Source organism: Billgrantia bachuensis, assembly GCF_011742165.1.
Taxonomy (GTDB): domain Bacteria; phylum Pseudomonadota; class Gammaproteobacteria; order Pseudomonadales; family Halomonadaceae; genus Halomonas; species Halomonas bachuensis.
Window position 1 is genome coordinate 66,402 of sequence record NZ_JAAQTO010000028.1, and the last position, 20,029, is coordinate 86,430.

Genomic DNA, 20,029 nt, shown 5'->3' on the forward strand with positions numbered 1-20,029 from the left:
GGTCCTTCATGCCGACATTCCTGCACCGGCTTCCTGCCCGGTCGCATCCGTGTCGCAGCTCGACAGTATCCCTTGTCTTTTGCCCTGGCGGGGCACGAACCTTTATCCCATCAACAGGTGACATTGCCGTGACGGCAGGGTGAAAAACGGTCGGATAAAGGCAATTCCAAGATTAGTCGTCCTTCACTGACTCTTCCAGTGAGCGAAGCAGGCCGCGCAGCAGCGAGATCTCCTTGCGGCTGGGTCGTGCCCGCGCGAACAGCGCCTGCAGCTGGACTTCGGTGCGAGCGTGGGGCTGGGTCAGAAAGCCGCTGGCCTGCATGACGCGGCCCAGGTGCTCGTGAAAATGAGTGAGCTGCTCGCGGGTTGGCTGACGCTCCTCGGCGGGGCGAGGTTGGCGATACTGGCTATCTGGCCGCTGGCGCCACGCCTTGAACGTCTCGTAGGCCAGCACCTGGACTGCCTGGGAAAGATTGAGAATGCCGTAGTCGGGGTTGGCCGGAATGCTGACCTGATGGCTACAGCAGCGGATCTCGTCATTGGTCAGCCCGAAGCGCTCGCGGCCGAACACCAGCGCCACCGGATCGGTCGCGGCATGGGCGACCAGCTCTTGTGCCATCGCCTCTGGCTCGTCGAAGTGGGGCAGGGGCAGGCTGCGCAGACGGGCGCTGGCGCCCACTACCTGCACGCAGTCGGATACCGCCTCCTCGAGCGTTTGGACGACACGAGCCCCGTCGACCACGTCTTCGGCGCCGGCAGCCAGGCGTGAGGCCTCGCTATCGGGGAAGCAGCGGGGGCTGACCAGCACCAGGTCGGTCAGGCCCATGGTCTTCATGGCCCGTGCCGAGGCACCGATGTTGCCGGGATGGTAGGTCTGGACGAGAACGATGCGAATATTGGTGAGCATGTAAGCAAGACGGAAGAGTAAAGAAGGAAGACTGACGCTTCGCGCCATGACGAACACATTCTACACGGCCTTGGATTCTTCCTCCTGCCTAAGCTGCCGGGCAAACAAAACCCCCGCCGGCTTCCCGACGGGGGTTGGATCAGGCGGATGCCTGGGGTTGGTCAGGGGCGATTACATCATGCCGCCCATGCCGCCCATTCCACCCATGCCGCCCATGTCCGGGCCGCCTTCCTTCTCTTCCGGATCGTCGGCGATCATGCACTCAGTGGTGATCATCAGGCCAGCCACGGAACCGGCGGACTGCAGCGCAGAGCGGGTCACCTTGGCCGGATCCAGCACACCCATTTCGAACAGGTCGCCGAACTCGCCGGTCTGGGCGTTGTAGCCGAAGTTGCCTTGGCCTGCCTTGACCTCGTTGAGGATCACGGAAGCTTCCTGGCCGGCGTTGGTCACGATCTGGCGCAGCGGAGACTCCATGGCGCGCAGGGCAATGGCGATACCGTGGGTCTGGTCATCGTTCTCGCCCTTGAGATCCTTGATCTTGGTCAGAACGCGGACCAGGGCGGTACCGCCGCCAGGCACCACGCCTTCCTCGACCGCGGCGCGAGTGGAGTGCAGGGCATCCTCGACGCGAGCCTTCTTCTCCTTCATCTCCACTTCGGTGGCAGCACCGACGCGGATCACGGCCACACCGCCCGCCAGCTTGGCGACACGCTCCTGCAGCTTCTCGCGATCGTAATCGGAAGACGTCTCTTCGATCTGCGCGCGAATCTGGTTGACGCGGGCTTCGATATCGCCCTCGTTACCGGCGCCGTCGATGATGGTGGTGTTCTCCTTGGACATGGTGATGCGCTTGGCGCTGCCCAGGTGATCCAGGTTGGCCTGCTCCAGGGTCAGGCCCACTTCCTCGGAGATCACGGTGCCGTTGGTCAGGATGGCGATATCCTGCAGCATGGCCTTGCGACGGTCGCCGAAGCCGGGCGCCTTGGCAGCCGCAACCTTGACGATGCCGCGCATGTTGTTGACCACCAGGGTGGCCAGCGCTTCGCCTTCGATGTCCTCGGCGATGATCGCCAGCGGCTTGCCGGACTTGGCGACGGCTTCCAGCACCGGCAGCAGCTCGCGGATATTGGAGATCTTCTTGTCGACCAGCAGCAGGTAGGGGTCTTCGAGCTCGACCGCCATGGTGTCCTGGTTGGTCACGAAGTAGGGCGACAGGTAGCCGCGGTCGAACTGCATGCCCTCGACGACTTCCAGCTCGTCCTCGAAACCACGGCCTTCGTCGACGGTGATGACGCCTTCCTTGCCGACCTTCTCCATCGCTTCGGCAATGATCTCGCCGATGCGCTTGTCGCCGTTGGCGGAGATGGTGCCGACCTGTGCGATGGCCTTGGAGTCGGTGCAAGGCACGGCCAAGGCTTGGATTTCCTTGACTGCGGCGATGACGGCTTGATCGATGCCGCGCTTGAGGTCCATCGGGTTCATGCCGGCAGTGACGCCCTTCATGCCCTCGGTGACGATGGACTGAGCCAGTACGGTGGCGGTGGTGGTGCCGTCACCGGCGACGTCGGAAGTCTTGGAGGCGACTTCCTTGACCATCTGTGCGCCCATGTTCTCGAACTTGTCTTTCAGTTCGATTTCCTTGGCGACGGAGACGCCGTCCTTGGTCACGGTAGGGGCGCCGAAGGACTTCTCCAGAACCACGTTGCGGCCTTTCGGGCCCAGGGTGGCCTTGACGGCGTTGGCCAGAACGTCAACGCCACGGGCCATGCGCTTGCGGGCGTCGTCGGAGAATTTGACTTGTTTCGCTGCCATTTTTCGTTACTTCCTGTCAGTTCGTGAACGTCTTATGGGAACGGAGTAGTTGCGTTGGCTTAGCCTTCGACCACGGCGAGGATATCGGACTCGCTCATGATCAGGACTTCCTCGCCATCGATCTTCTGCTTCTCGACGCCAAAGCCTTCCTTGAAAATCACGGTGTCGCCGACCTTGACGTCCAGCGGGCGAACGTCACCGTTGTCGAGAATCCGGCCGTTACCGACGGCGAGCACTTCGCCACGAGTCGGCTTTTCCTGGGCATTGCCCGGAAGCACGATGCCGCCAGCGGTTTTTTGCTCTTCTTCAACGCGACGGACGACGACGCGATCGTGCAAGGGACGGATGTTCATTGCTCACGTTCTCCTGATGGTCAGTTGTGCCATGGCAAGCATGGCGGTTCATCAATTCCTCCCGGTCGAACCGGAAGTGGAGGGCGAGGACGCCTTCCTTGTTGAAGATGCCGAGTTCCACTCGGCACCGTAGCCTTGTGCTGACCGAGAAATGGGGCCGGGCAAATCCCTTTCAAGGGCCAGCGGTAAAAATTTTTTGCCTGGGTGTTTCACTGGTTCGGGCTAGCGGCGTGGCTCGTTGCGACTAATGAAATCGCCTTCCAGAGGCTGACCGTCGCTGCCACTCGGTTGTTCTTCATCGGCACTGCGCTCATGTGCATCGCTCTCGGGGCGGTGCCAATCGCCGCTGCGTCCCGGGTTGCCTCGTGACCCGCGATGGGCCACGCCAAGCAGTCGTAAGTTGAGCAGTGCCAGCAGGCGTGCAAGCAAACGACGTGCGCCGGGCAAGACGCAGAGCAGGCCGAGTGCATCGGATAGGAAGCCGGGGGCGAGCAGCAGGGCGCCGCCGAAGATCAGTGCCGCTCCCGTCAGCAGTTCGCTCGAGGGCAGCTCGCCTTGCGCCATGCGTTGGCGAGCGCGGGCGAGAGTGGCGGTGCCCTGTTTTCGAATCAGATAGAGCCCGATGAAGCCGGTGGCGAGAACCAGCGCCAGGGTGGGCAAGAGACCGATGCGGCTGCCAACGGAAAACAGCACGATGAAGTCGAGCAGGGTGAAAAGCGTAAAGAAGATCAGTAACGGCATGTCGTCTCCGGGGGTGGCGTTCTGCTGATCATGGGGGCGATCGGCGCAAATACAAGCGTATTGGTCCACTGGCGTGAGTTCATGATATTCTTGTGTTGCAGTGCACAAAAACGGTTCCGCCCTCAAGTCGACTGAGCTTTCTGCCGAAAAGACAGCATGGCGAGAAGAATATGAGACAGCGGGACGGATGCCTTTGCTCCTGAATCGACGGGCATCGAACCGGCTCACTACTTACAGGGGACAGCGAATGAAACTGGACAAGACCGTGATCGGCATTACCGGCGGCGCCAGGGGCCTTGGTTTCGCCATGGCGCGTCGCCTGGGTCGGCAAGGCGCCATAATGGCGCTGCTGGACATGGACAGCGACGCTCTGGACAAGGCCGTATCCACGCTGCATGCAGAAGGCATCGAGGCGGGGGCCTTTCGCGTCAACGTAGCGGACGAGGCATCGGTCAAGCAGGCTTTCGGCGACGTGGCGGCCACCCTGGGTCCTGTCGGCGGCCTAGTCAATAATGCCGGTATCCTGCGTGATGCGCTGCTGGTCAAGGCGAAGGATGGCAAGGTCGAGAAGACCATGTCGCTGGAGCAGTGGCAGTCCGTCATCGACGTCAACCTCACCGGCGTGTTCCTGTGCGGTCGTGAGGCCGCCAGCCAGATGATCGAGGCTGGGCATGACGGGGTGATCGTCAATATTTCCAGCATCTCGCGGGCCGGCAACATGGGCCAGAGCAACTACGCGGCCGCCAAGGCTGCCGTGGTGGCGTTGACCACCACTTGGGCCAGGGAGCTGGCGCGCTACGGGATTCGCGTGGGTGCGGTGGCCCCGGGTTTCATCGAAACCGACATGACCGCCTCGATGCGTGACGACATGCTCGAGAAGCTGACTGCCGGCGTGCCGCTCAGGCGGCTCGGCGATCCCGACCATATCGCCCAGAGCGTGGCGTTCATCATCGAGAACGACTATTTCACCGGCCGGGTGATCGAGTGCGACGGCGGTCTGCGTATATAACGGCGGTTTGCGTAGTATGAGGGAACCCCTGCCCATAACGGCAGCGAGGCCGGCTATCGCCGGCCTCGCTTCGTTTCAGCCAAGGCTGGATCCTGGTTTTAGAAGGCCACTTGGTCGCGGAAACCATCCACGGTGGCCGATCCGATACCGCTGACCCGGGTCAGGTCATCGGCGCTTTCGAAGTTTCCGTTGGCTTCGCGATCCTCGATGATCGCCTGAGCACGGCTCGGCCCGACGCCCGGAAGCTCGGCGAGCAGCTCTGCATCGGCCGTGTTTACGTTGATCGGCGCCACGTCCTGGGCCATGGCCAGTGAGGCAAAGCTCAGCGTCAGTGCCAACAAGGCAGCTTGAATGACTCCCTTCATCTTTATTTTCCTCTTTCTGAAGTTTTCAACTTGGAGCGTTCGAGACCCGGTTAGGTCTCGCCCTTCAAGCTAAACGAGCCAGGCGGGGAAAAAGATAGGCATATCGCCATTTGCTACGTAAGAAAAAGCCGATAGTGTTTGGGCGAAATTGGCCAATGCCTCTGTGAGACTTCTGACAAGAAGGCGGAGGAATGGGTGCTGTAAGCGTCCCCGCCCGATGCCGAAGCTCGGGCGAGGTGAGAGGACTGATCAGCCTGTTTCGGCAACCTTGTCGGTGCGGGCGGCGAGAATGAAGTCGTTCTTGTGCAGCCCCTTCATTTCATGGGACCACCAGGTCACGGTGACCTTGCCCCACTCCGTCAGCAGAGCGGGGTGGTGGCCCACTTCCTCGGCGATCTCGCCGACGCGATTGGTGAAGGCCAGGGCCTGCTTGAAATTGCGAAACTTGAACATGCGTTCGAGCTGCTTGACGCCGTCGCGCTCCACCACGCTCCATTCGGGGATATCGCGCTTGAGCGCATCGATCTCGGCGTCGCTGACGTGCGGGGCATCCCAGCTGCAGGCTTCGCACTGCTGTTCGGAAAGTTGGCTCATGTTGGCTCCTCGTCGAAGTGTTTTTGGTTTTGGTCAGGGTAGTCGGCCAAGGCTGCCGAGCAAGGGCGCTCAGGCCTTGGCCTTTGCCGCCTTGGGGGCCGGTTCGAAGCGCGGTTCGTGCAGGCCCAGCTCCATGGCCTGGTGCACCATGGCCATGATGTCCTGCTGTGAAAGTTCGTGCAGGGTCGAGAGGTCGTCCAGCACATAGTAGAGCGGCTGAAGGATGTCGATGCGATAGGGCGTGCGCAGGGCCTCGATGGGGTCGAACGGCTGGTGCACCGGCGTATCCGACAGCGCATGCAGGGTCTCCTTGGGCGAGGAGATGATACCGCCGCCGTAGATGCGCCGACCGTCCGGCGTGTCCACCAGGCCGAACTCCACCGTCATCCAGTACAGCCGGGCCAGATAGACCCGCTCCTTGGGTTCGGCGGCGAGGCCAAGGCGGCCATAGGTGGCGGTGAACTCGGCAAAGGCCGGGTTGGTGAGCATGGGGCAGTGACCGAAGATCTCGTGGAAAATGTCCGGTTCCTTGAGATAGTCGAGCTCCTCCGGCGTACGGATGAAGGTGGCCACCGGGAAGCGTCGGTTCGCCAGCAGCTCGAAGAAGGTATTGAACGGTATCAGCGCCGGTACCTGGGCGGTCTGCCAGCCGGTGCTGGCCTCGAGCACGCGGTCGATGTCGGCGAGCTGGGGAACACGGTCCTCTGGCAGGGCCAGTCGCTCCAGGCCGTCGAGATACTCCTGGCATACGCGACCCTCGAGCATGCCGAGCTGGCGCTGCATCAGGGTCTGCCAGGTGGCGTTGTCCTGCTCGGGCCAGTCGATGAAGCCGTTTTCGTCGGGCAGACGCGCACGGTAGCCGGTCTTGCTGGCGACATCGCTGAGATGAGGATTGGATGACGTCATGGGGTCACTCCGGTCGGCTGTCTTGTGTTTGTCTTGCGAACCTTTTGACCCGAGTCTAGGGCCGCAGCACCCCGGCTTTTCCTCTCTTTGAGGCACGTCGGCGGCAGCCAGCCAGCCCTGGCGTAAAGAAAATCTGACGACTTGCTGCAGGCTCGTGCTCGCTTTCGTCAAACCGAGACCCAGGTGTATTTGAGTCGGTTGAGGTGTCACGTTATCTTTACAGTGGAGTCACGTCGTCTTGACGTAATTTTGCCGGCGGTCTCGCCTTCGCCGCGTTCCGTTCACGCCCCCAGAGGCCAAGCCCAATGAGATTGAGGTTTCACTGCCAGAACCGTATCGGCATCCTGCGGGATATCGTCTCGCACTTCGTCGATTACGGCCTCAACGTCGCGCGTGGCGAGGTCGGGGGTGAGCATGGCAATGCCATCTACCTTCATATTCCCAATCTGCTCAATGCCCAGTTGGCCACGCTCAAGCCGGAGCTCGAGGCGGTGCCTGGCGTGTTCGGCGTGCGCCGGGTCAGCCTGATGCCGAGCGAACGGCGTCACCTTGAGCTCGATGCACTGCTGTCGTCGCTCTCCGACCCGGTGATGTCGATCGACATGGAGGGGCACATCGTCGCCGCCAACCGCGCCGCCGGCCAGCTGCTCGGAGTGCGCATCGACGAGGTCCCGGGGCTGTCGCTCAACCGCTACCTGCCCGATGTGGATCTCCCGGCGCTGATTCGGCGCAACAATGCGCGGGTCAACGGGCTGCGCATCAAGCTGCGCGATGCCACCTTCCTGGCCGACATCGCCCCGCTGCACCGTGAGCACCATGACGACGTGGCCTCCCTGGCCGGCGCCGTAGTGACCCTGCACAGCGCCGATCGCATCGGCGAGCGCATCTATCAGGTGCAGCGCCAGGAGCTGCGCGGCTTCGATGCGCTGTTCCAGGCAAGCCCAAGGCTTGCCGCGCTGATTCGCGAGGCGCGGCGCATGGCGCCGCTGGATGCGCCGCTGTTGATTCACGGCGAGACCGGTACCGGCAAGGAGCTGCTGGCGCGGGCCTGTCACCTGGCCAGTGCACGCGGGCAGGCGCCGTTCATGGCACTCAACTGCGCGGGGCTGCCGGAGTCGATGGCCGAGACGGAGCTGTTCGGCTATGCGCCGGGCGCCTTCGAGGGTGCGCGCCCCGAGGGCAAGCTCGGCCTGCTGGAACTGACCGCGGGCGGTACCATCTTCCTCGATGAGGTGGGAGAGATGAGCCCCCGCCTGCAGGTCAAGCTACTGCGCTTCCTGCAGGACGGCGGCTTTCGTCGGGTGGGCAGCGACGAGGAGACCTACCTCGACGTGCGGGTGATCTGTGCCACCCAGCAGGACCTGCCCAAGCTTTGCGCCGAGGGGCTGTTTCGCCAGGATCTCTACCACCGGCTCAACGTGCTGTCGCTGGCGGTGCCGCCGCTGCGCGACTGCCTCGACGGCATCGAAGCCATGGCGCTGCACTTCATCGACCGTGCCGCACGCCAGATCGGTTGCCGCATGCCCGGGCTGTCGCCGGCGGCGCTGGCGCGGCTATCCACCTACCACTGGCCGGGCAATGTGCGCCAACTGGAGAACGTGCTGTTCCAGGCAGTGTCGCTGTGCGAGGGCGATGCCATCGAGCCGGGCCACTTGCGCCTGCCGGACGTGGGGGCGGCGCCGGGACTCTCCGGCATCGACCTGGACGGCAGCCTGGCCGGCATCATGAACGACGTGGAGCGGCGTGTGCTGGCCGCGCTCTATCCGCAGTACCCTTCCAGCCGGCAACTGGCCAAGCGCCTCGGAGTGTCGCATACCACCGTGGCCAACAAGCTGCGCCAATATGGCATCGGGCCCGGCACGGGCGAGTTGGGCTGACAAAGCCATACGTGACGGGGCTGCTAGAGTAAAGGCATTCGGTAAGGAGAGCTTCGATGGCTCACGGTGCGCCCTGGCATCTCCATCAGCATCGCCTGCCCCTCTGGCTGAAGCTGGCATTTACCGCCTGGATCCTCGTCTGGGCGCCGACCTACTGGATGCTGCTGGGTCCACAGAACTACTTCTGGCTGTGCAATCTGGCCAATTTCCTGATCCTGATGGGGCTATGGAGCGAGAGCCGGCGGTTGATCTCGATGCAGCTGCTATCGGTGCTGTTGGTTGGCAGCCTCTGGGCGGTGGACGTGGGCTCCGCCTGGATCACGGGTGTGCATCCCATCGGCGGCACCGAGTACATGTTCAACCCCGAACAACCGTTGGTGACCCGGCTGCTTTCGCTCTACCACCTGGTGTTGCCTGTGATATCGGGCCTGGCCGTCTACCGGCTTGGATACGATCGCCAGGCGCTGCTGTGGCAGACGGCGCTGACCTGGATCGTGGTGCCGCTGGCCTATGCGGCTACCGAACCCGAGCGCAACGTCAATTGGGTTCATGGGCCCTTCGGCCAGCCCCAGGAAATGTTAGACCCGCTGCTCTATCTCACGGGCCTGACGCTGCTCTGGCCGGTGGCGGTCTATCTCCCGGTGCATCTACTGATGGTTGCCCTGCAGCGAAAGGGCTGGCTGCGCTGAGCCTTGCTGCTTCAGCCCCGGTTCAGCCAGGTTACGTACCTCGGCATAGCGATAGGCCTCCAGTGCCCCGAAACCGGCCAGGCGCCTTGCTTTGAGGCGAGTGAGCAGGGGGCCGCTCAGGCCGCACAGGAAACGCGCGAGCAGGTCGGGCGTGACGGGGTGGGCCTCGTCGCTGCTGGCCAGTTGTTGAACCAATTCGCCCGCCAGCCGTTCGATGGTTTCTGCCGTCAGCGGTTCGAGCGGCGCGGGGTCGGGCAGGCGCGCGACCTGACCGCGGCAAGCCGAGCAGTGGCCGCACTGCTCGGGCGCGCGCTGGTCGCCGAACCACTCGGCGAGCCGGCGGCTGAGGCACGCCTCGCTCTCGAACAGCGCCAGCATGGCGTGCAACCGCTCGACCTCGGCGTGCTCCTTGTCGCGAAAATAGGCGTGCAATTCCTCGGTCAGGGCGGCAGGGTCGAGATCGTCGCGCAGCACATCATAGACCTCGGTCATCTGCTTGCTCTCGAGCACCATCCAGCCCTGGGCGACGAAGTAGTCCAGCGCGGTGATCACCCGGGCTCGCTCGACGTTGAGGCCGCGTTCGCCGCCCAGGCGCTGGAGCGCCTCGAAATCCAGGTTGAACCAGGTGCGCGCGCGCTGCGAGGCGTCGAGGATCGCCTGGACGAAGGCGCTGCGCTCGCCCTCGAAGCGGGCCACCAACGCCTCGGGTTCGTCGTGCAGGCGAAAACGGTACTCGGCGAAGTAGCTGTAGCGCGGCGCGATGATGCCGCGCAGTTCGAGCTGTACCAGCAGCGTCTTGAGCGGTAGGGGGCGGATGTTGCTGTGCTGCGATAGTGAGTTGAGCACCAGCTCCCACTGGCGTGCGGCACCGCCTTGGTTCGCTCTGGTCAGCTCGTCGATCACGCGGCGAATGCCATCGGGCTCCGGCGTGTCGCCGTAGACGAAGTTTTCCAGCACGTTGACGTGATCGCGCCCGGCCAGCATCAGGCAGTCTGAGGGGTTACCGTCGCGGCCGGCGCGGCCGATCTCCTGGCTGTAGTTCTCGACCGACTTGGGCAGGTCGAAGTGGACCACGTTGCGGATGTCGGACTTGTCGATGCCCATGCCGAAGGCGATGGTGGCGACGATGCAGGGCGTGTGGCCGGCCATGAAGTCGCGCTGGATACGTTCGCGGGTCTCGCCATCGAGCCCGGCGTGGTAGGCAATGGCACTTATGCCCGCCTTGCTCAGGTAGGCCGCCAGGCGTTCGGCGGTCTGCTGCAGGGTGACGTAGACGATGGTGGGCTCGGGCGGCTGGGCGCCAAGCTTGGGCCGCAGCCAGTCGACCAGCCGGCGTGGGCGCATCTCGGCCGGCACCGGCGCCACTTCCAGGTTGAGGTTGGGGCGATAGAAGCCGGTGGCGGTCACGTCACCCTCGGCAATGTCGAAGCGCTCGCGCATGTCGGCGATCACCCGCGGCGTGGCCGTGGCGGTCAGCAGCAGCACCTGGGGAATGCCGAACTCACGGCGATACTGGGGCAGCTTGAGGTAGTCCGGGCGAAAGTTGTGGCCCCACTCGGAGATGCAGTGGGCTTCGTCGACCACCAGCAGCGAGATCGGCACGCGGCGGATGAAGGCGCGGAAGCGCTCGTTCTTGAGCCGCTCCACCGAGATCATCAGGATACGGATCTCGCCGCGCTTGGCGCCCTCCATGACCGCGGCTGCCTCCTCGCGGCTCTGGCTCGAGTCGATGCTGGCGGCGGCGATGCCGTGGCGCGCGAGAAAGGCGAGCTGATCCTGCATCAGCGCCAGCAGCGGGGAGATGACCAGGGTGAGATGCGGCAGATGCAGGGCGGGCAGCTGGTAGCACAGCGACTTGCCCGAGCCGGTGGGAAATATCGCCGCCGCCGAGCGGCCCGCCGTGATCGCTTCGATGACCGGGCGTTGCCCGAGGCGGAAGTCGTCATAGCCGAAGACCCGCTGTAACGTCTGATCGATCATGTAGGCACTCCCTGCGCTGTTGTTGTAAACACAGAATTCTATCGACTTTGAGGCGGAGGCCATGGCGACCACCGGGCGGCAGCGCACATTCTCGCATATCGTCGGCTTCGACGATTGTCCGTTCCCGCGCGGGCACCGCGGCGACGTGGCCATCGTCGGCACGGTTTTCTCCAGGCTCCGCCTGGAGGGCGTGCTCTCCGGCAAGGTGCGCCGCGATGGCGTCAACAGTACCCGCGAGCTGATCCGCCTGGCCGGCAGCTCGCGCTTTGCCGCGCATCTTCAACTCGTCATGCTGCAGGGGGTGGCACTTGCCGGTTTCAACGTTGTCGACGCCGTGCGTGTGCACGAAGAGCTAGGGCTGCCGGTGCTGGTGGTGGCTCGCCGCGCACCACGCCGAGACGCGATGCGCCGGGCGCTGCTCGAGCGCATTCCCGGCGGTGCCCACAAGTGGGCGCTGGTCGAGCGGCTGGGCGAGATGGAGCCACTCGAAGGCGTCTACGTGCAGCGCGTTGGGCTGAGCGTGGAGGAGGCGGCAGCGACCCTGCGCGCCACCACGCCTCACGGCAGCGTACCCGAGCCGCTGCGCGTGGCGCATCTGATCGCCGGCGGCGTGACCACGGGCGAAAGCAGCGGCCGCGTGTAATGGAGGCGATCGTGTGCCTACACTTTGAGAGATACCGAACTGTCACCGAGCAGAAGAGCTATCACCAACCAGTAGAAGGGCTATCACGGAGCAAGCAGGAGGTGGCCGTATGTCCACACCCAGGAGTGTCGAGATCGATGCGGACGGTGTCACGCTGGAAGGGGACCTGATCCTGCCCGAGGGTGCGACCGGCATCGTGGTGTTCGCCCATGGCAGTGGCAGCAGCCGCTTCAGCTCCCGCAACCGCCGGGTGGCGCAACACCTGGCAGATCAGGGGCTGGCCACGCTGCTGTTCGACCTGCTGACCGCCGACGAGAACGAAATCGACATGCGCACCCGGCAGTTGCGCTTCGACATTCCGCTGATCGGCTCACGCATGACCGCGGCGGTGGGCTGGGTGGCCACGGCCGACCCCACCCGGCATCTCTCGATCGGTCTGTTCGGCGCGAGCACCGGGGCGGCCGCGGCGCTGATTGCCGCCGCCGAGCGCCCCGAGCAGGTACGCGCGGTGGTGTCCCGCGGCGGGCGTCCGGACCTGGCCGGTCGGCATCTGGCGTCTGTCAAGGTGCCGACCCTGCTGCTGGTCGGGGGCAATGACGAGCCGGTGATCGAGCTCAACGAGCGGGCTCGGGAGCGGATGACCGAGGCCGGAGAATGCGAGCTGGTCATCGTGCCCGGCGCGACGCACCTGTTCGAGGAGCCGGGCAAGCTCGAGGAGGTGGAGCGGTTGGCGACCCGCTTCTTCCTGGAACATCTTTAGCAGCGTTCCTGGAGGTGTTGCCGCGGGTCCCCTGCGGGCGTGATCGGCAACCAAGTCCGGGAGCGTAGAAAGACAGGCACAACCACGTCATGACCCGAGCAGCCTAGCTTGGCATAATGCCCCTCTTTTCTTTGCCTGCAGGGAAGTTTTCATGACCGCCTGGAGCAAGCTGCTGATCGCCACGACGCGGCTGATCGACCTGCACGACAGCGCCCATGAACCCGGCTCGCCCTTCGTGCAGGTCAGTCAGGAACAGCGTCGCGGCCTGCGTGACGGCTACTGGCTCGACCTCGGCTGCCTGCTGCTCGACTACCTGCTCGACGAGGACTTCGCCACCAATAGCGCCTTCGTCTCGCAGAGCCGCTGCCTCAATCACCTGCGCGAGATTTATCCGCAGCTGCCGCACGATGACTTGAGCTTCGTCATCAACCTGCTGGCCACGCCCAGCGAGATTCACTTTCGACAATCGTCTCCGACCTCGAGCGAGATGGGGGAGGGCCGCGCCCGGCGCAGCACCAAGCGCACGGCACTCGTCGAGAAGCAGGGCCAGACCGGCCAGGTGCGGCTCACGCCGAGCGGCCGCCAGGCGGTAACGCTGGCCAGCCAGGTCGAGGACCTGCTCTATTCCGAATACGACGCCGCCAAGGTGCTGGCGGCGCTGGCGCGGGGCGATTTCGCCCGCATTCCCGACATCACCAACCAGATCCTGCTGGCCATTCGTGCGCTGACCCAGGAGCTGCGCCGGGTGCGCGAGAATCCCACCCGCGAGGGCAAGCTGGCCGCGCTGCTCGACAACGAGCGCCACTATCACAACGCCTTGACCAACATCCAGCAGACCCTGCTCGATGCCCGTGCCCAGCTCGCCACGCCGCGGCTGATGGAGCGCTTCGAAAGCTGGCGCGAGGTGCAGGAGGAGGAGTGGGATCTGCGAGTGCTCTCCAGCGCCCTCGGCCGGGTACTCAACGCCATCGAAAACCTCTCGCGCCGTCTCTCGGAACTTCTCGCCGACATCGCCGAGGGGCGCATCCAGGCCATGGGCGTGATCGATTTCCAGGACATGGCGCGCCAACTGCTCGAGGCGCCGCCTGCGGCCGCGCTTCGCGACGCCGTGGTGGCGCGCATGATGCCGCTGCACGTGCAGGCGACGTTCCCGCGCCTGGCGCCGCTGGTGCCGCTGCTCGAAAGCCGCCGTGCCGAAGCCAGCGCCTCGGCACTGGTGTTCGACGAGGCCGGCGACGAGGCCCCCGAGGACCCGCTGCTGGCGCGCTTCCTCGAGGCGCGCGGCCCGGCGCTGCGTCAGCGCATCCAGCAGGCACCGCTATCGCTGCCCGAGGCGCTGGCCGAAGGCTGGCACCGCTTCGAGGAGGGCGATTGCCTGGCGCAACTGCTCAATACCTTCGTCGACACCGAGCTGCTCGACCCGGGATTGACGGTAGGTATCGACGCCACGCCGTTCGAGCTTGCACTCGACGACGGCCGCCGCATCGAAGGGGCCGTGACCCCGTCCCTCGGCTTCTTTTCACAGGCGCCCGGGGCCGCGCCGCACTCCTTACAGGCGCCCGGGGCCGCGCCGCATTCCTTACAGACGCCCGACGCCTCGAACAACGCCACATCGCGAATCGATCAGGATGAGCCCGTATGAATATGACCGAAATGGGCGAGGTGGTCGCCTACCTGCTGCGCTACCGCAGCGCCGAACGCACCCCGGGCGGCGGGCGCAAGCGCCGTGCCGCTCGCGAAGGCCAGCTCTCCGAGCGTGACGTGTGCGCCCTGATCGATGACGCCAGCGAGGGCGAGCGCGAGGCGCTGCGCGACTTCCTGGGCGGCCAGGGCCTGCGGCTCAAGGCCTTCGAGGCTGGAGACTACCCGGGCATCGCGCCGGGGTCACGCTACTACGCACTGCTGCCCGACCCGGAGCTGGAGCAGCCGCCGCTGTATACCCGCGAGCCGGTATTCGAGGCGCTCAAGCTACGCCAGGAGAGCCGCGCCGAGCTGGCCCAGTGGTACCTGCAGCTGTGGCTGTTGATGCATACGCTGCTCTATACACGCTACAACCGCGCGCTCTCAGACGTCAGCCGCTACCAGGAGGCCACCTTCTCCGGCGCCGAACTGGTCGAACTGATGCGCGACCAGCTCGAGTCATTGCGCGCCTTGGGTGAGGAGGCGCCAGAGGCCAGCCGGGCACTGCTCGAGGAGCGCGGCGAGGACATCAGCCGCCGGGTGCGCGCCTTCATCGACCTGCAGGTGCGTGCCGGCCTGCTCGAGGGCCTGCGCGAGGCCGATCCCGGAGCGGCCACCGAAGAAGGGAGCGGCGAGGTCTGGCAGCAGACTCTGCTCGGGGCGCTGGAAAGTGAGCAGATCGGGATTCACCAGCTCGCCCACCTGCATGACTTGGCCCAGGGCCGCGTGGCGAGCCGGCATGCGGACGAGAATGCAATGCCCATCGACGAGCACGAGGAGACCCAGGCATGAGCGTGATCAACCGCATCGAGGTCGCCAACCTGCTCAACAAGCACGGCGACGTGGCCTCGCCTTGGGACGCCAAGATGCGCCATGTGCTGCTCGACCTGCGCGGCCAGTCCAGCGCCATCAGCATGGAGAACGGCTTCGGCAAGACCACGCTTGCCGAGGCGTTGATCGGCCTGCTGTCGCGCGACCGCACGCTGCTCTCCCGCACGCGGCGCAAGTGTTCGCCCTCGTCGGTGGGCGGTGAAGGGAGAAGCTGGAGTCACCTGCGGGTGGAGTTCCGTTCACGCAGCGGGCTCGAGCGCCAGGACGACATGCTGGCGGTGGCCGGAGAGGAAGTGGCCGGCGAGACTTTCGTGTTCGGCTTCTACGGCTACAGCGACGGCAGCGGGCTCTCCTTCTACCATTATGCCGGGCGTCTCGAAGACGTGCCGGTGCATCACCTGACACTCGACGGCAAGCTGGCGCTCTACGCCAACCGCGACGTCAAGGCCGTGATGGCCGAGCGTGGCGTGCGCCTGACTCACAACCGCGAGGAGTGGCTGGAGGCGGTGGGTGCCCACGTGTCGCGCCGCGAGCTGGCCCAGCTCGCGGCCTTCCAGAAGGAGGGTGGCGCCGACAAGAGCCAGATCTTCAACGCCATTAAGCCCCGCGCCGGCGAGAAGGCCGACCAGGCGTTCTTCTTCGAGGTGCTGGCGCCGGAGATCCTCTCCGGCGCCACCCGCGGCGAGACCGACGAGAGCGAGGAACTGATCGAGGAGGTCATCCTCAACTCCGGCACCAACATCACCGAGCTGCGCCAACGCCTCGAGGAGGCCGAAAGCGACCAGCGCCGCGCTAGTGACAAGGTGGTGCGCTTGGCGGAGCTGCGTGAGCAGGGCGAGACCCTGCGCGATGCCCGCGCTCGGTTAAGCGAGCTGGACCAGGGCCTGGCGGCCAGCGAAGCGCTGCTGGGCGGCCAGGCCCTGCTTGGTCTGCCCGGGCTGCCGCGCGCCAGCGCAGTGGACGATCCCGAAGAGAGTGGGGCCGCCCCGCTGGAAGGCTTCGCCTGGATTGCCGGGGATACGTCGCGCCCTCGGGTCTCGACCTCTTTGCTGGCGACCCTTTCCGGCCTCTCCGAGCGGGCGGTGCGGCATGCGCTCTCCGAGCGCGGCGCCCGGGTCGACGTGCATCGGCGCCTGATCCACCTGCCCGAGGCGGAGTGGCCGCTCAACCGCGACGTGGGTCACGTCAGCTTCAAGGCCGCTCGCGAGTGGCTGAGCGAAAGCCACGCCCTCAACGATGATACGGCTCGCGACCGGGCCCTTTCCGCCCTGGACGAAGGTGCCGACGCCTTCGAGGCGGCCGACGGTAACCGCTTCCGCGAGGAGGTGATCGGCGACGGCGTCTATCTCGAGGAACTGACCCGCGACCTGGCTGCCCTCGACGAGCGCCGCGACGACATGGAGCAGGAGCGCGAGCGGCTCGAATCCCAGCAGCGCGACTTTGTCGATAACCAGAGTTTTTACACCCAGGCGCTGTCCGAGGGTCTCTTCAGCGAAGCCGAGCTGGAAACCCCGGAGGCCAGCGCCGAAGCGGCCAAGACCGAGGCCGCCGACGCACGTCGGGCACTCAACCAGCACTTGGGCCGGGTCGGTGAACTCAAGCAGGTAGCCGCCTGGCATGACGCTTTCCGCCGCGAGTGCCCCGGTACCGCACCGGCCGAGCGGCTGGAAGAGAAGCTCGACCGTGAGGCCGAGCTGGCTGAGACGCTCGACGAACTGACCGGTCGTCGTGACGAGGTGGCCACCGCCTTCGAGACCGCTCGTGCAGAACGCGAGCGACTCAACGGCGAACGCGAACGCTTGACCGGCGAACAGGGGTTGCTGGCCCGCGGCCAGGCGCCCTGGCGCGCCTTCGTCGAGGGTTGGCCGGGCGAGGAGGTTGGCGGCTTCTGGTCGCGGCGGAAGACGGCACTGGCCGAGCTGCAGACGAACTCCCGCGAGGCCGAGCAGCGCCGCCAGGACGCCGAGCGCACCTTGTCACGGCTGGCGCCGCTGGCCGAAGCCGCGCGCCGCTACGGTGAGCTGCACGGCGACGACGAACCGGTGCATCTGCGCGCGCGACTGCGCGAGCGCGAACGCGAACTGGCCGACGAGCGTCAGCGGCTGACGGAGGAAGAGAGCCGCCTGCGCACGCTGCACCGGGCGCGGCTCGATTTCGCCGAGCGCAGCGAGCTGGCGGCCGAGAAGTGGCTCACCGACGCCCGGCGCCGCTACCCGCGACTGTTGCGAGAGGCGGAGACGCTGGAGGCTGATATCGCCGCCCGCGAACGCTACCTGGAAAGCCTCTCCGGCGACCCGCTGGAGCGGCGCGTGGTGGAGGCCGAGGCCCATCGTCACCTGGACGATAGCGGCATCGCTTGGCAGCCGCTGCATGCGGTGCTCAACGTCGCGACTCATACCCCCGAGCAGCGCCGCGAATGGCTGGTGCAGGCCGCCGGCGTACTGTTCGCCCCGGTGGTGGCGGGGCGCGAGGCGGCCGAGTCCGCCGCCGCCGCGCTGATCGAGGCGGGCCTGGCGGTGCCGGTGTTCGAGGCCGAAGCGCTGGCCGACTTGCTGGCCCGGGGCGAGCCGCCCCTGGGCGCCGTGGCCGGGGTGGAAACCCTGGCGGTCAAGGCCGCGCTGGACCCGAGCTACCTCGAGGCGCTGCGCGAGGCCACCGAGAAGCGGCTTGCCGCCGACCGCGAGCGGCAGAAGGCACTGGCCATAGAGTGCGAGCGACTCGATCCCCATGGCGACACATTCGCCTTGGCGCTGCGCGCCCGTGAAGCCGACGAGGCGGATGTCGAAGTGGCGCTGGAGGCGCTGGCCGAGCAGCAGGCAGCGCTGGCCGAGCGCGAGGCCGAGCTGGCCCCGCGGCTGAGCGATACCGCGCTGGCCTGTATCGACGACTATCAGCGCTACCTGCAGGAGGGCGGCGAGATCGCCCAGCAGGAAGCCGCCGAGGCGCGGCTCGAGGCCGAGACGACGCTGGCCGAGCTGACGCCCCAGCGTGAGCGTGCGGCCCGCGAGCTGGAGGCCCACGGGCCGACCTGGCTTGCCGCCGAGCAGTTCAGCGATGCCGGGGGTGTCGAGCGGCTGCAGGCGTTGGAGACGCGCCTCGCCGAACTCGAGCGTCACCTGGCCGAGGCCGCGGCCAGGCTGGCCAGCGCCGAGGAGGAGAAGGAGGCGCTTGCACGGAAAGTCGTCGAGACCGAGGCCCGGCTGCGAGGCATCTTCAGCGACGGCGAGCGAGACCGGCTGCGTGCCCTGGCGAGTTTCGAGGCCGATGGCGGGGTCGCCTTCATGTCCAGCGCCGCCGAGGTGCAGGCCGAGTTGGAGGCGTCCCAGGCGCGGGCGACCCGGCGTGCCGACTTCGATTTCACGCGCATCCGTGCCTATCTGGAGGTGCGCGACGCCGGTGGCGGCAGCCAGAAGCTCGAGCGCGAGATCGCCCGGGTCAAGCGTGAGCTCGGCGAGCTGCGCGACAAGCGCAAGACGCTTTCGGCGGAGCGGGACGTGCTGGAGGCGCGCCTTGCCGAGCAGCGCCGGGCACTGGCCTGCGTCGACCAACTGGCGGTGGAGTGGCTGCGGGTGCTGCGCGAGCTGCCTGAGGGCTGGCCGCGGCGCCTGGCGGCGCTGGTCGATCTCGAAGAGGCCAGCCGTTGGCCCAGCGACACGGATGAGCTCGAGGCGCGCAACGCCGCCCTCGACGCTTGGCGCGTCATGGCCGGCGATAAGAGCGAGCAGGGCGAATTCGACGCCGAGGCGCTGGAGGCATGCCAGCAGACCCTGGTCGACGCCTTGGGCGAGCTCAACCTGGGCGAGCGAGCGCGTAACCGCGAGCGCCAGGCCCGCCAGGTCGAGGGCGGTGAGCGCAAGCTGGCCGAGGCACTCGCCGAGGCGGCGCATAGTCGCCTCTTCAGCGACACCGAGCGTGCCCGCCTGGCGGGCCTGACGCATGCCAGCGCCGAGGCGCTGGACGACCTCTCCCGGCTGCACGATCTGCTCGCCGGCCAGCTCGACGAGCATCGCGTGCGGGTCGAGCGGCTGCATGCCTCGCGCGAGCAGATCGAAGGCACCCTGGTGGAGCGGCTCAGCTCGATCATCTCGGACGCCGCCGGCAATCTCGACATCCTCAAGCGCGTGGCCAAGAGCAGCGGCGAGGGCGGCGCCTTCTTCGAGGTCAAGGCTTCGCTGATCGGCCCCGACCAGCTGCGCGATCTCATCGCCACGCTGCTCGCCGACATCGACGAGCACCAGGCGGCCATGCGCCGCCGCGCCGAGCGTGACGGCGGCATGGTCGACGGCGAGGCGCGCCGGCGCGACGACGACTTGCTGCGCCAGATCCGCCGGCGTATCTATCGCGGCCTGTTCCACGACGTGGCGATCCGCCTCAAGCACGACGCCATTCGCCCGCACGGGCGGCTGTTCTCGCTCAACGAGGAGATGTCGGAAGGCCAGCGCGAAGCGGTGTCGCTGATGTGGCTGGTCAAGCTCTCCGAGTTCGCCATCGAGCGCGAGTTGCGTGAACTTCCGGGGCACCACCGCCGCCGCGCACGCACCAGCCGCGAGAGCGTGATCCTTCTCGACGGCCTGTTCTCCAAGCTCTCGCATCGTCGCCTGATCCAGGACTCGCTGGAGTCGCTGCGCAACACCCGCGGGCGCTTCCAGATGATTGGCCTGATCCACAACCCCAACTACGAGAACGACCCCGACATCTTCCCCACCTACCTGGTGGGCAGCGTGATCGGCGGCGCCCAGGGGCAGGGCGGCCACGTGATGGTGCGCGACGGCCGCATCACGCCGCCGGAGTCGGTAGGGCGCAGCGTCGGCGAGGCCAGCCTGTTCGGCATTCACGTCAGCGAGCCGGAGCCGAGCTGAACCGATGCTCAACGGATAGG

16 protein-coding genes are annotated in these 20,029 nt (G+C 66.1%); 8 read left to right on the forward strand and 8 right to left on the reverse strand.

The features are described 5' to 3' along the window. Positions 1 to 172 precede the first annotated feature (172 nt). The 4 genes from HBJ55_RS11020 to HBJ55_RS11035 form a co-directional block, all read right to left on the reverse strand. On the reverse strand, positions 173 to 907 hold the full coding sequence (locus HBJ55_RS11020) for an RNA methyltransferase (protein WP_167114306.1): 735 nt from the start codon (positions 905 to 907) through the stop codon (positions 173 to 175). Positions 908 to 1,078: 171 nt separating this feature from the next. Further along, complete coding sequence (groL, locus tag HBJ55_RS11025) at positions 1,079 to 2,722, reverse strand: chaperonin GroEL (protein ID WP_167114309.1); 1,644 nt, start codon at positions 2,720 to 2,722, stop codon at positions 1,079 to 1,081. 59 nt (positions 2,723 to 2,781) lie between these two features. Beyond that, complete coding sequence (locus HBJ55_RS11030) at positions 2,782 to 3,075, reverse strand: co-chaperone GroES (RefSeq protein ID WP_104204123.1); 294 nt, start codon at positions 3,073 to 3,075, stop codon at positions 2,782 to 2,784. A 222-nt stretch (positions 3,076 to 3,297) separates the two neighbouring features. Beyond that, positions 3,298 to 3,816, reverse strand: a complete 519-nt coding sequence (locus HBJ55_RS11035; RefSeq protein ID WP_167114312.1) for an FxsA family protein — start codon at positions 3,814 to 3,816, stop codon at positions 3,298 to 3,300. A 247-nt stretch (positions 3,817 to 4,063) separates the two neighbouring features. On the opposite strand from HBJ55_RS11035, the gene HBJ55_RS11040 reads away from it, so the two are divergent. Then, a complete protein-coding gene (locus HBJ55_RS11040; protein WP_167114315.1) occupies positions 4,064 to 4,825 on the forward strand; it encodes an SDR family oxidoreductase in 762 nt (253 codons plus the stop codon). Between the two features lie 98 nt (positions 4,826 to 4,923). Here the strand turns inward: HBJ55_RS11040 and HBJ55_RS11045 are convergent, their stop codons facing one another. The 3 genes from HBJ55_RS11045 to phhA all read right to left on the reverse strand — a co-directional run bounded on the left by HBJ55_RS11045 (position 4,924) and on the right by phhA (position 6,690). Further along, positions 4,924 to 5,190, reverse strand: coding sequence for a ComEA family DNA-binding protein (locus HBJ55_RS11045; RefSeq protein WP_167114318.1), 267 nt, complete (start codon positions 5,188 to 5,190; stop codon positions 4,924 to 4,926). A 249-nt stretch (positions 5,191 to 5,439) separates the two neighbouring features. Next, positions 5,440 to 5,784: a 4a-hydroxytetrahydrobiopterin dehydratase gene (locus HBJ55_RS11050; RefSeq protein ID WP_167114321.1), complete on the reverse strand. Its 345-nt coding sequence runs from the start codon at positions 5,782 to 5,784 to the stop codon at positions 5,440 to 5,442. Between the two features lie 69 nt (positions 5,785 to 5,853). Next, positions 5,854 to 6,690 carry a phenylalanine 4-monooxygenase gene (phhA, locus tag HBJ55_RS11055; RefSeq protein WP_167114324.1) on the reverse strand — a complete coding sequence of 279 codons (837 nt, stop codon included), beginning with the start codon at positions 6,688 to 6,690 and terminating at the stop codon, positions 5,854 to 5,856. Between the two features lie 305 nt (positions 6,691 to 6,995). Between phhA and HBJ55_RS11060 the strand changes: the two genes are divergently transcribed. Together HBJ55_RS11060 and HBJ55_RS11065 are read left to right on the forward strand one after the other, a co-directional pair. Continuing rightward, on the forward strand, positions 6,996 to 8,567 hold the full coding sequence (locus HBJ55_RS11060; protein ID WP_167114327.1) for a sigma-54-dependent transcriptional regulator: 1,572 nt from the start codon (positions 6,996 to 6,998) through the stop codon (positions 8,565 to 8,567). 56 nt (positions 8,568 to 8,623) lie between these two features. Continuing rightward, positions 8,624 to 9,256: a hypothetical protein gene (locus HBJ55_RS11065; RefSeq protein WP_167114329.1), complete on the forward strand. Its 633-nt coding sequence runs from the start codon at positions 8,624 to 8,626 to the stop codon at positions 9,254 to 9,256. Here HBJ55_RS11065 and HBJ55_RS11070 read toward each other — a convergent pair. Beyond that, positions 9,215 to 11,236 carry a RecQ family ATP-dependent DNA helicase gene (locus tag HBJ55_RS11070; protein WP_167114332.1) on the reverse strand — a complete coding sequence of 674 codons (2,022 nt, stop codon included), beginning with the start codon at positions 11,234 to 11,236 and terminating at the stop codon, positions 9,215 to 9,217. The genes HBJ55_RS11065 and HBJ55_RS11070 overlap by 42 nt on opposite strands. 61 nt (positions 11,237 to 11,297) lie before the next feature. On the opposite strand from HBJ55_RS11070, the gene HBJ55_RS11075 reads away from it, so the two are divergent. The 5 genes from HBJ55_RS11075 (at position 11,298) to HBJ55_RS11095 (ending at position 20,009) form a co-directional block, all read left to right on the forward strand. Beyond that, on the forward strand, positions 11,298 to 11,879 hold the full coding sequence (locus HBJ55_RS11075) for an endonuclease dU (protein WP_167114334.1): 582 nt from the start codon (positions 11,298 to 11,300) through the stop codon (positions 11,877 to 11,879). A gap of 109 nt (positions 11,880 to 11,988) precedes the next feature. Further along, positions 11,989 to 12,639, forward strand: coding sequence for a dienelactone hydrolase family protein (locus HBJ55_RS11080; protein ID WP_167114337.1), 651 nt, complete (start codon positions 11,989 to 11,991; stop codon positions 12,637 to 12,639). Between the two features lie 151 nt (positions 12,640 to 12,790). Then, the gene (locus tag HBJ55_RS11085; protein ID WP_240936071.1) at positions 12,791 to 14,281 is read left to right on the forward strand and encodes a hypothetical protein; all 1,491 of its coding nucleotides are present in this window, start codon (positions 12,791 to 12,793) and stop codon (positions 14,279 to 14,281) included. Further along, complete coding sequence (locus tag HBJ55_RS11090) at positions 14,278 to 15,111, forward strand: hypothetical protein (protein ID WP_167114340.1); 834 nt, start codon at positions 14,278 to 14,280, stop codon at positions 15,109 to 15,111. The genes HBJ55_RS11085 and HBJ55_RS11090 overlap by 4 nt, the downstream gene beginning before the upstream one ends. After that, on the forward strand, positions 15,108 to 20,009 hold the full coding sequence (locus HBJ55_RS11095; protein WP_167114343.1) for a coiled-coil domain-containing protein: 4,902 nt from the start codon (positions 15,108 to 15,110) through the stop codon (positions 20,007 to 20,009). Before HBJ55_RS11090 ends, HBJ55_RS11095 begins: the two co-directional genes overlap by 4 nt. Positions 20,010 to 20,029: the final 20 nt, after the last annotated feature.

Excerpts from the sequence above, each read along its gene's own strand:
- groL (WP_167114309.1), bottom strand. The coding sequence starts at position 2,722 with ATGGCAGCGAAACAAGTCAAATTCTCCGACGACGCCCGCAAGCGCATG.
- HBJ55_RS11020 (WP_167114306.1), bottom strand. The coding sequence starts at position 907 with ATGCTCACCAATATTCGCATCGTTCTCGTCCAGACCTACCATCCCGGC.
- HBJ55_RS11080 (WP_167114337.1), top strand. The coding sequence starts at position 11,989 with ATGTCCACACCCAGGAGTGTCGAGATCGATGCGGACGGTGTCACGCTG.
- HBJ55_RS11040 (WP_167114315.1), top strand. The coding sequence starts at position 4,064 with ATGAAACTGGACAAGACCGTGATCGGCATTACCGGCGGCGCCAGGGGC.
- phhA (WP_167114324.1), bottom strand. The coding sequence starts at position 6,690 with ATGACGTCATCCAATCCTCATCTCAGCGATGTCGCCAGCAAGACCGGC.
- HBJ55_RS11095 (WP_167114343.1), top strand. The coding sequence starts at position 15,108 with ATGAGCGTGATCAACCGCATCGAGGTCGCCAACCTGCTCAACAAGCAC.
- HBJ55_RS11075 (WP_167114334.1), top strand. The coding sequence starts at position 11,298 with ATGGCGACCACCGGGCGGCAGCGCACATTCTCGCATATCGTCGGCTTC.
- HBJ55_RS11060 (WP_167114327.1), top strand. The coding sequence starts at position 6,996 with ATGAGATTGAGGTTTCACTGCCAGAACCGTATCGGCATCCTGCGGGAT.
- HBJ55_RS11045 (WP_167114318.1), bottom strand. The coding sequence starts at position 5,190 with ATGAAGGGAGTCATTCAAGCTGCCTTGTTGGCACTGACGCTGAGCTTT.
- HBJ55_RS11085 (WP_240936071.1), top strand. The coding sequence starts at position 12,791 with ATGACCGCCTGGAGCAAGCTGCTGATCGCCACGACGCGGCTGATCGAC.
- HBJ55_RS11065 (WP_167114329.1), top strand. The coding sequence starts at position 8,624 with ATGGCTCACGGTGCGCCCTGGCATCTCCATCAGCATCGCCTGCCCCTC.
- HBJ55_RS11035 (WP_167114312.1), bottom strand. The coding sequence starts at position 3,816 with ATGCCGTTACTGATCTTCTTTACGCTTTTCACCCTGCTCGACTTCATC.
- HBJ55_RS11090 (WP_167114340.1), top strand. The coding sequence starts at position 14,278 with ATGAATATGACCGAAATGGGCGAGGTGGTCGCCTACCTGCTGCGCTAC.
- HBJ55_RS11070 (WP_167114332.1), bottom strand. The coding sequence starts at position 11,236 with ATGATCGATCAGACGTTACAGCGGGTCTTCGGCTATGACGACTTCCGC.
- HBJ55_RS11030 (WP_104204123.1), bottom strand. The coding sequence starts at position 3,075 with ATGAACATCCGTCCCTTGCACGATCGCGTCGTCGTCCGTCGCGTTGAA.
- HBJ55_RS11050 (WP_167114321.1), bottom strand. The coding sequence starts at position 5,784 with ATGAGCCAACTTTCCGAACAGCAGTGCGAAGCCTGCAGCTGGGATGCC.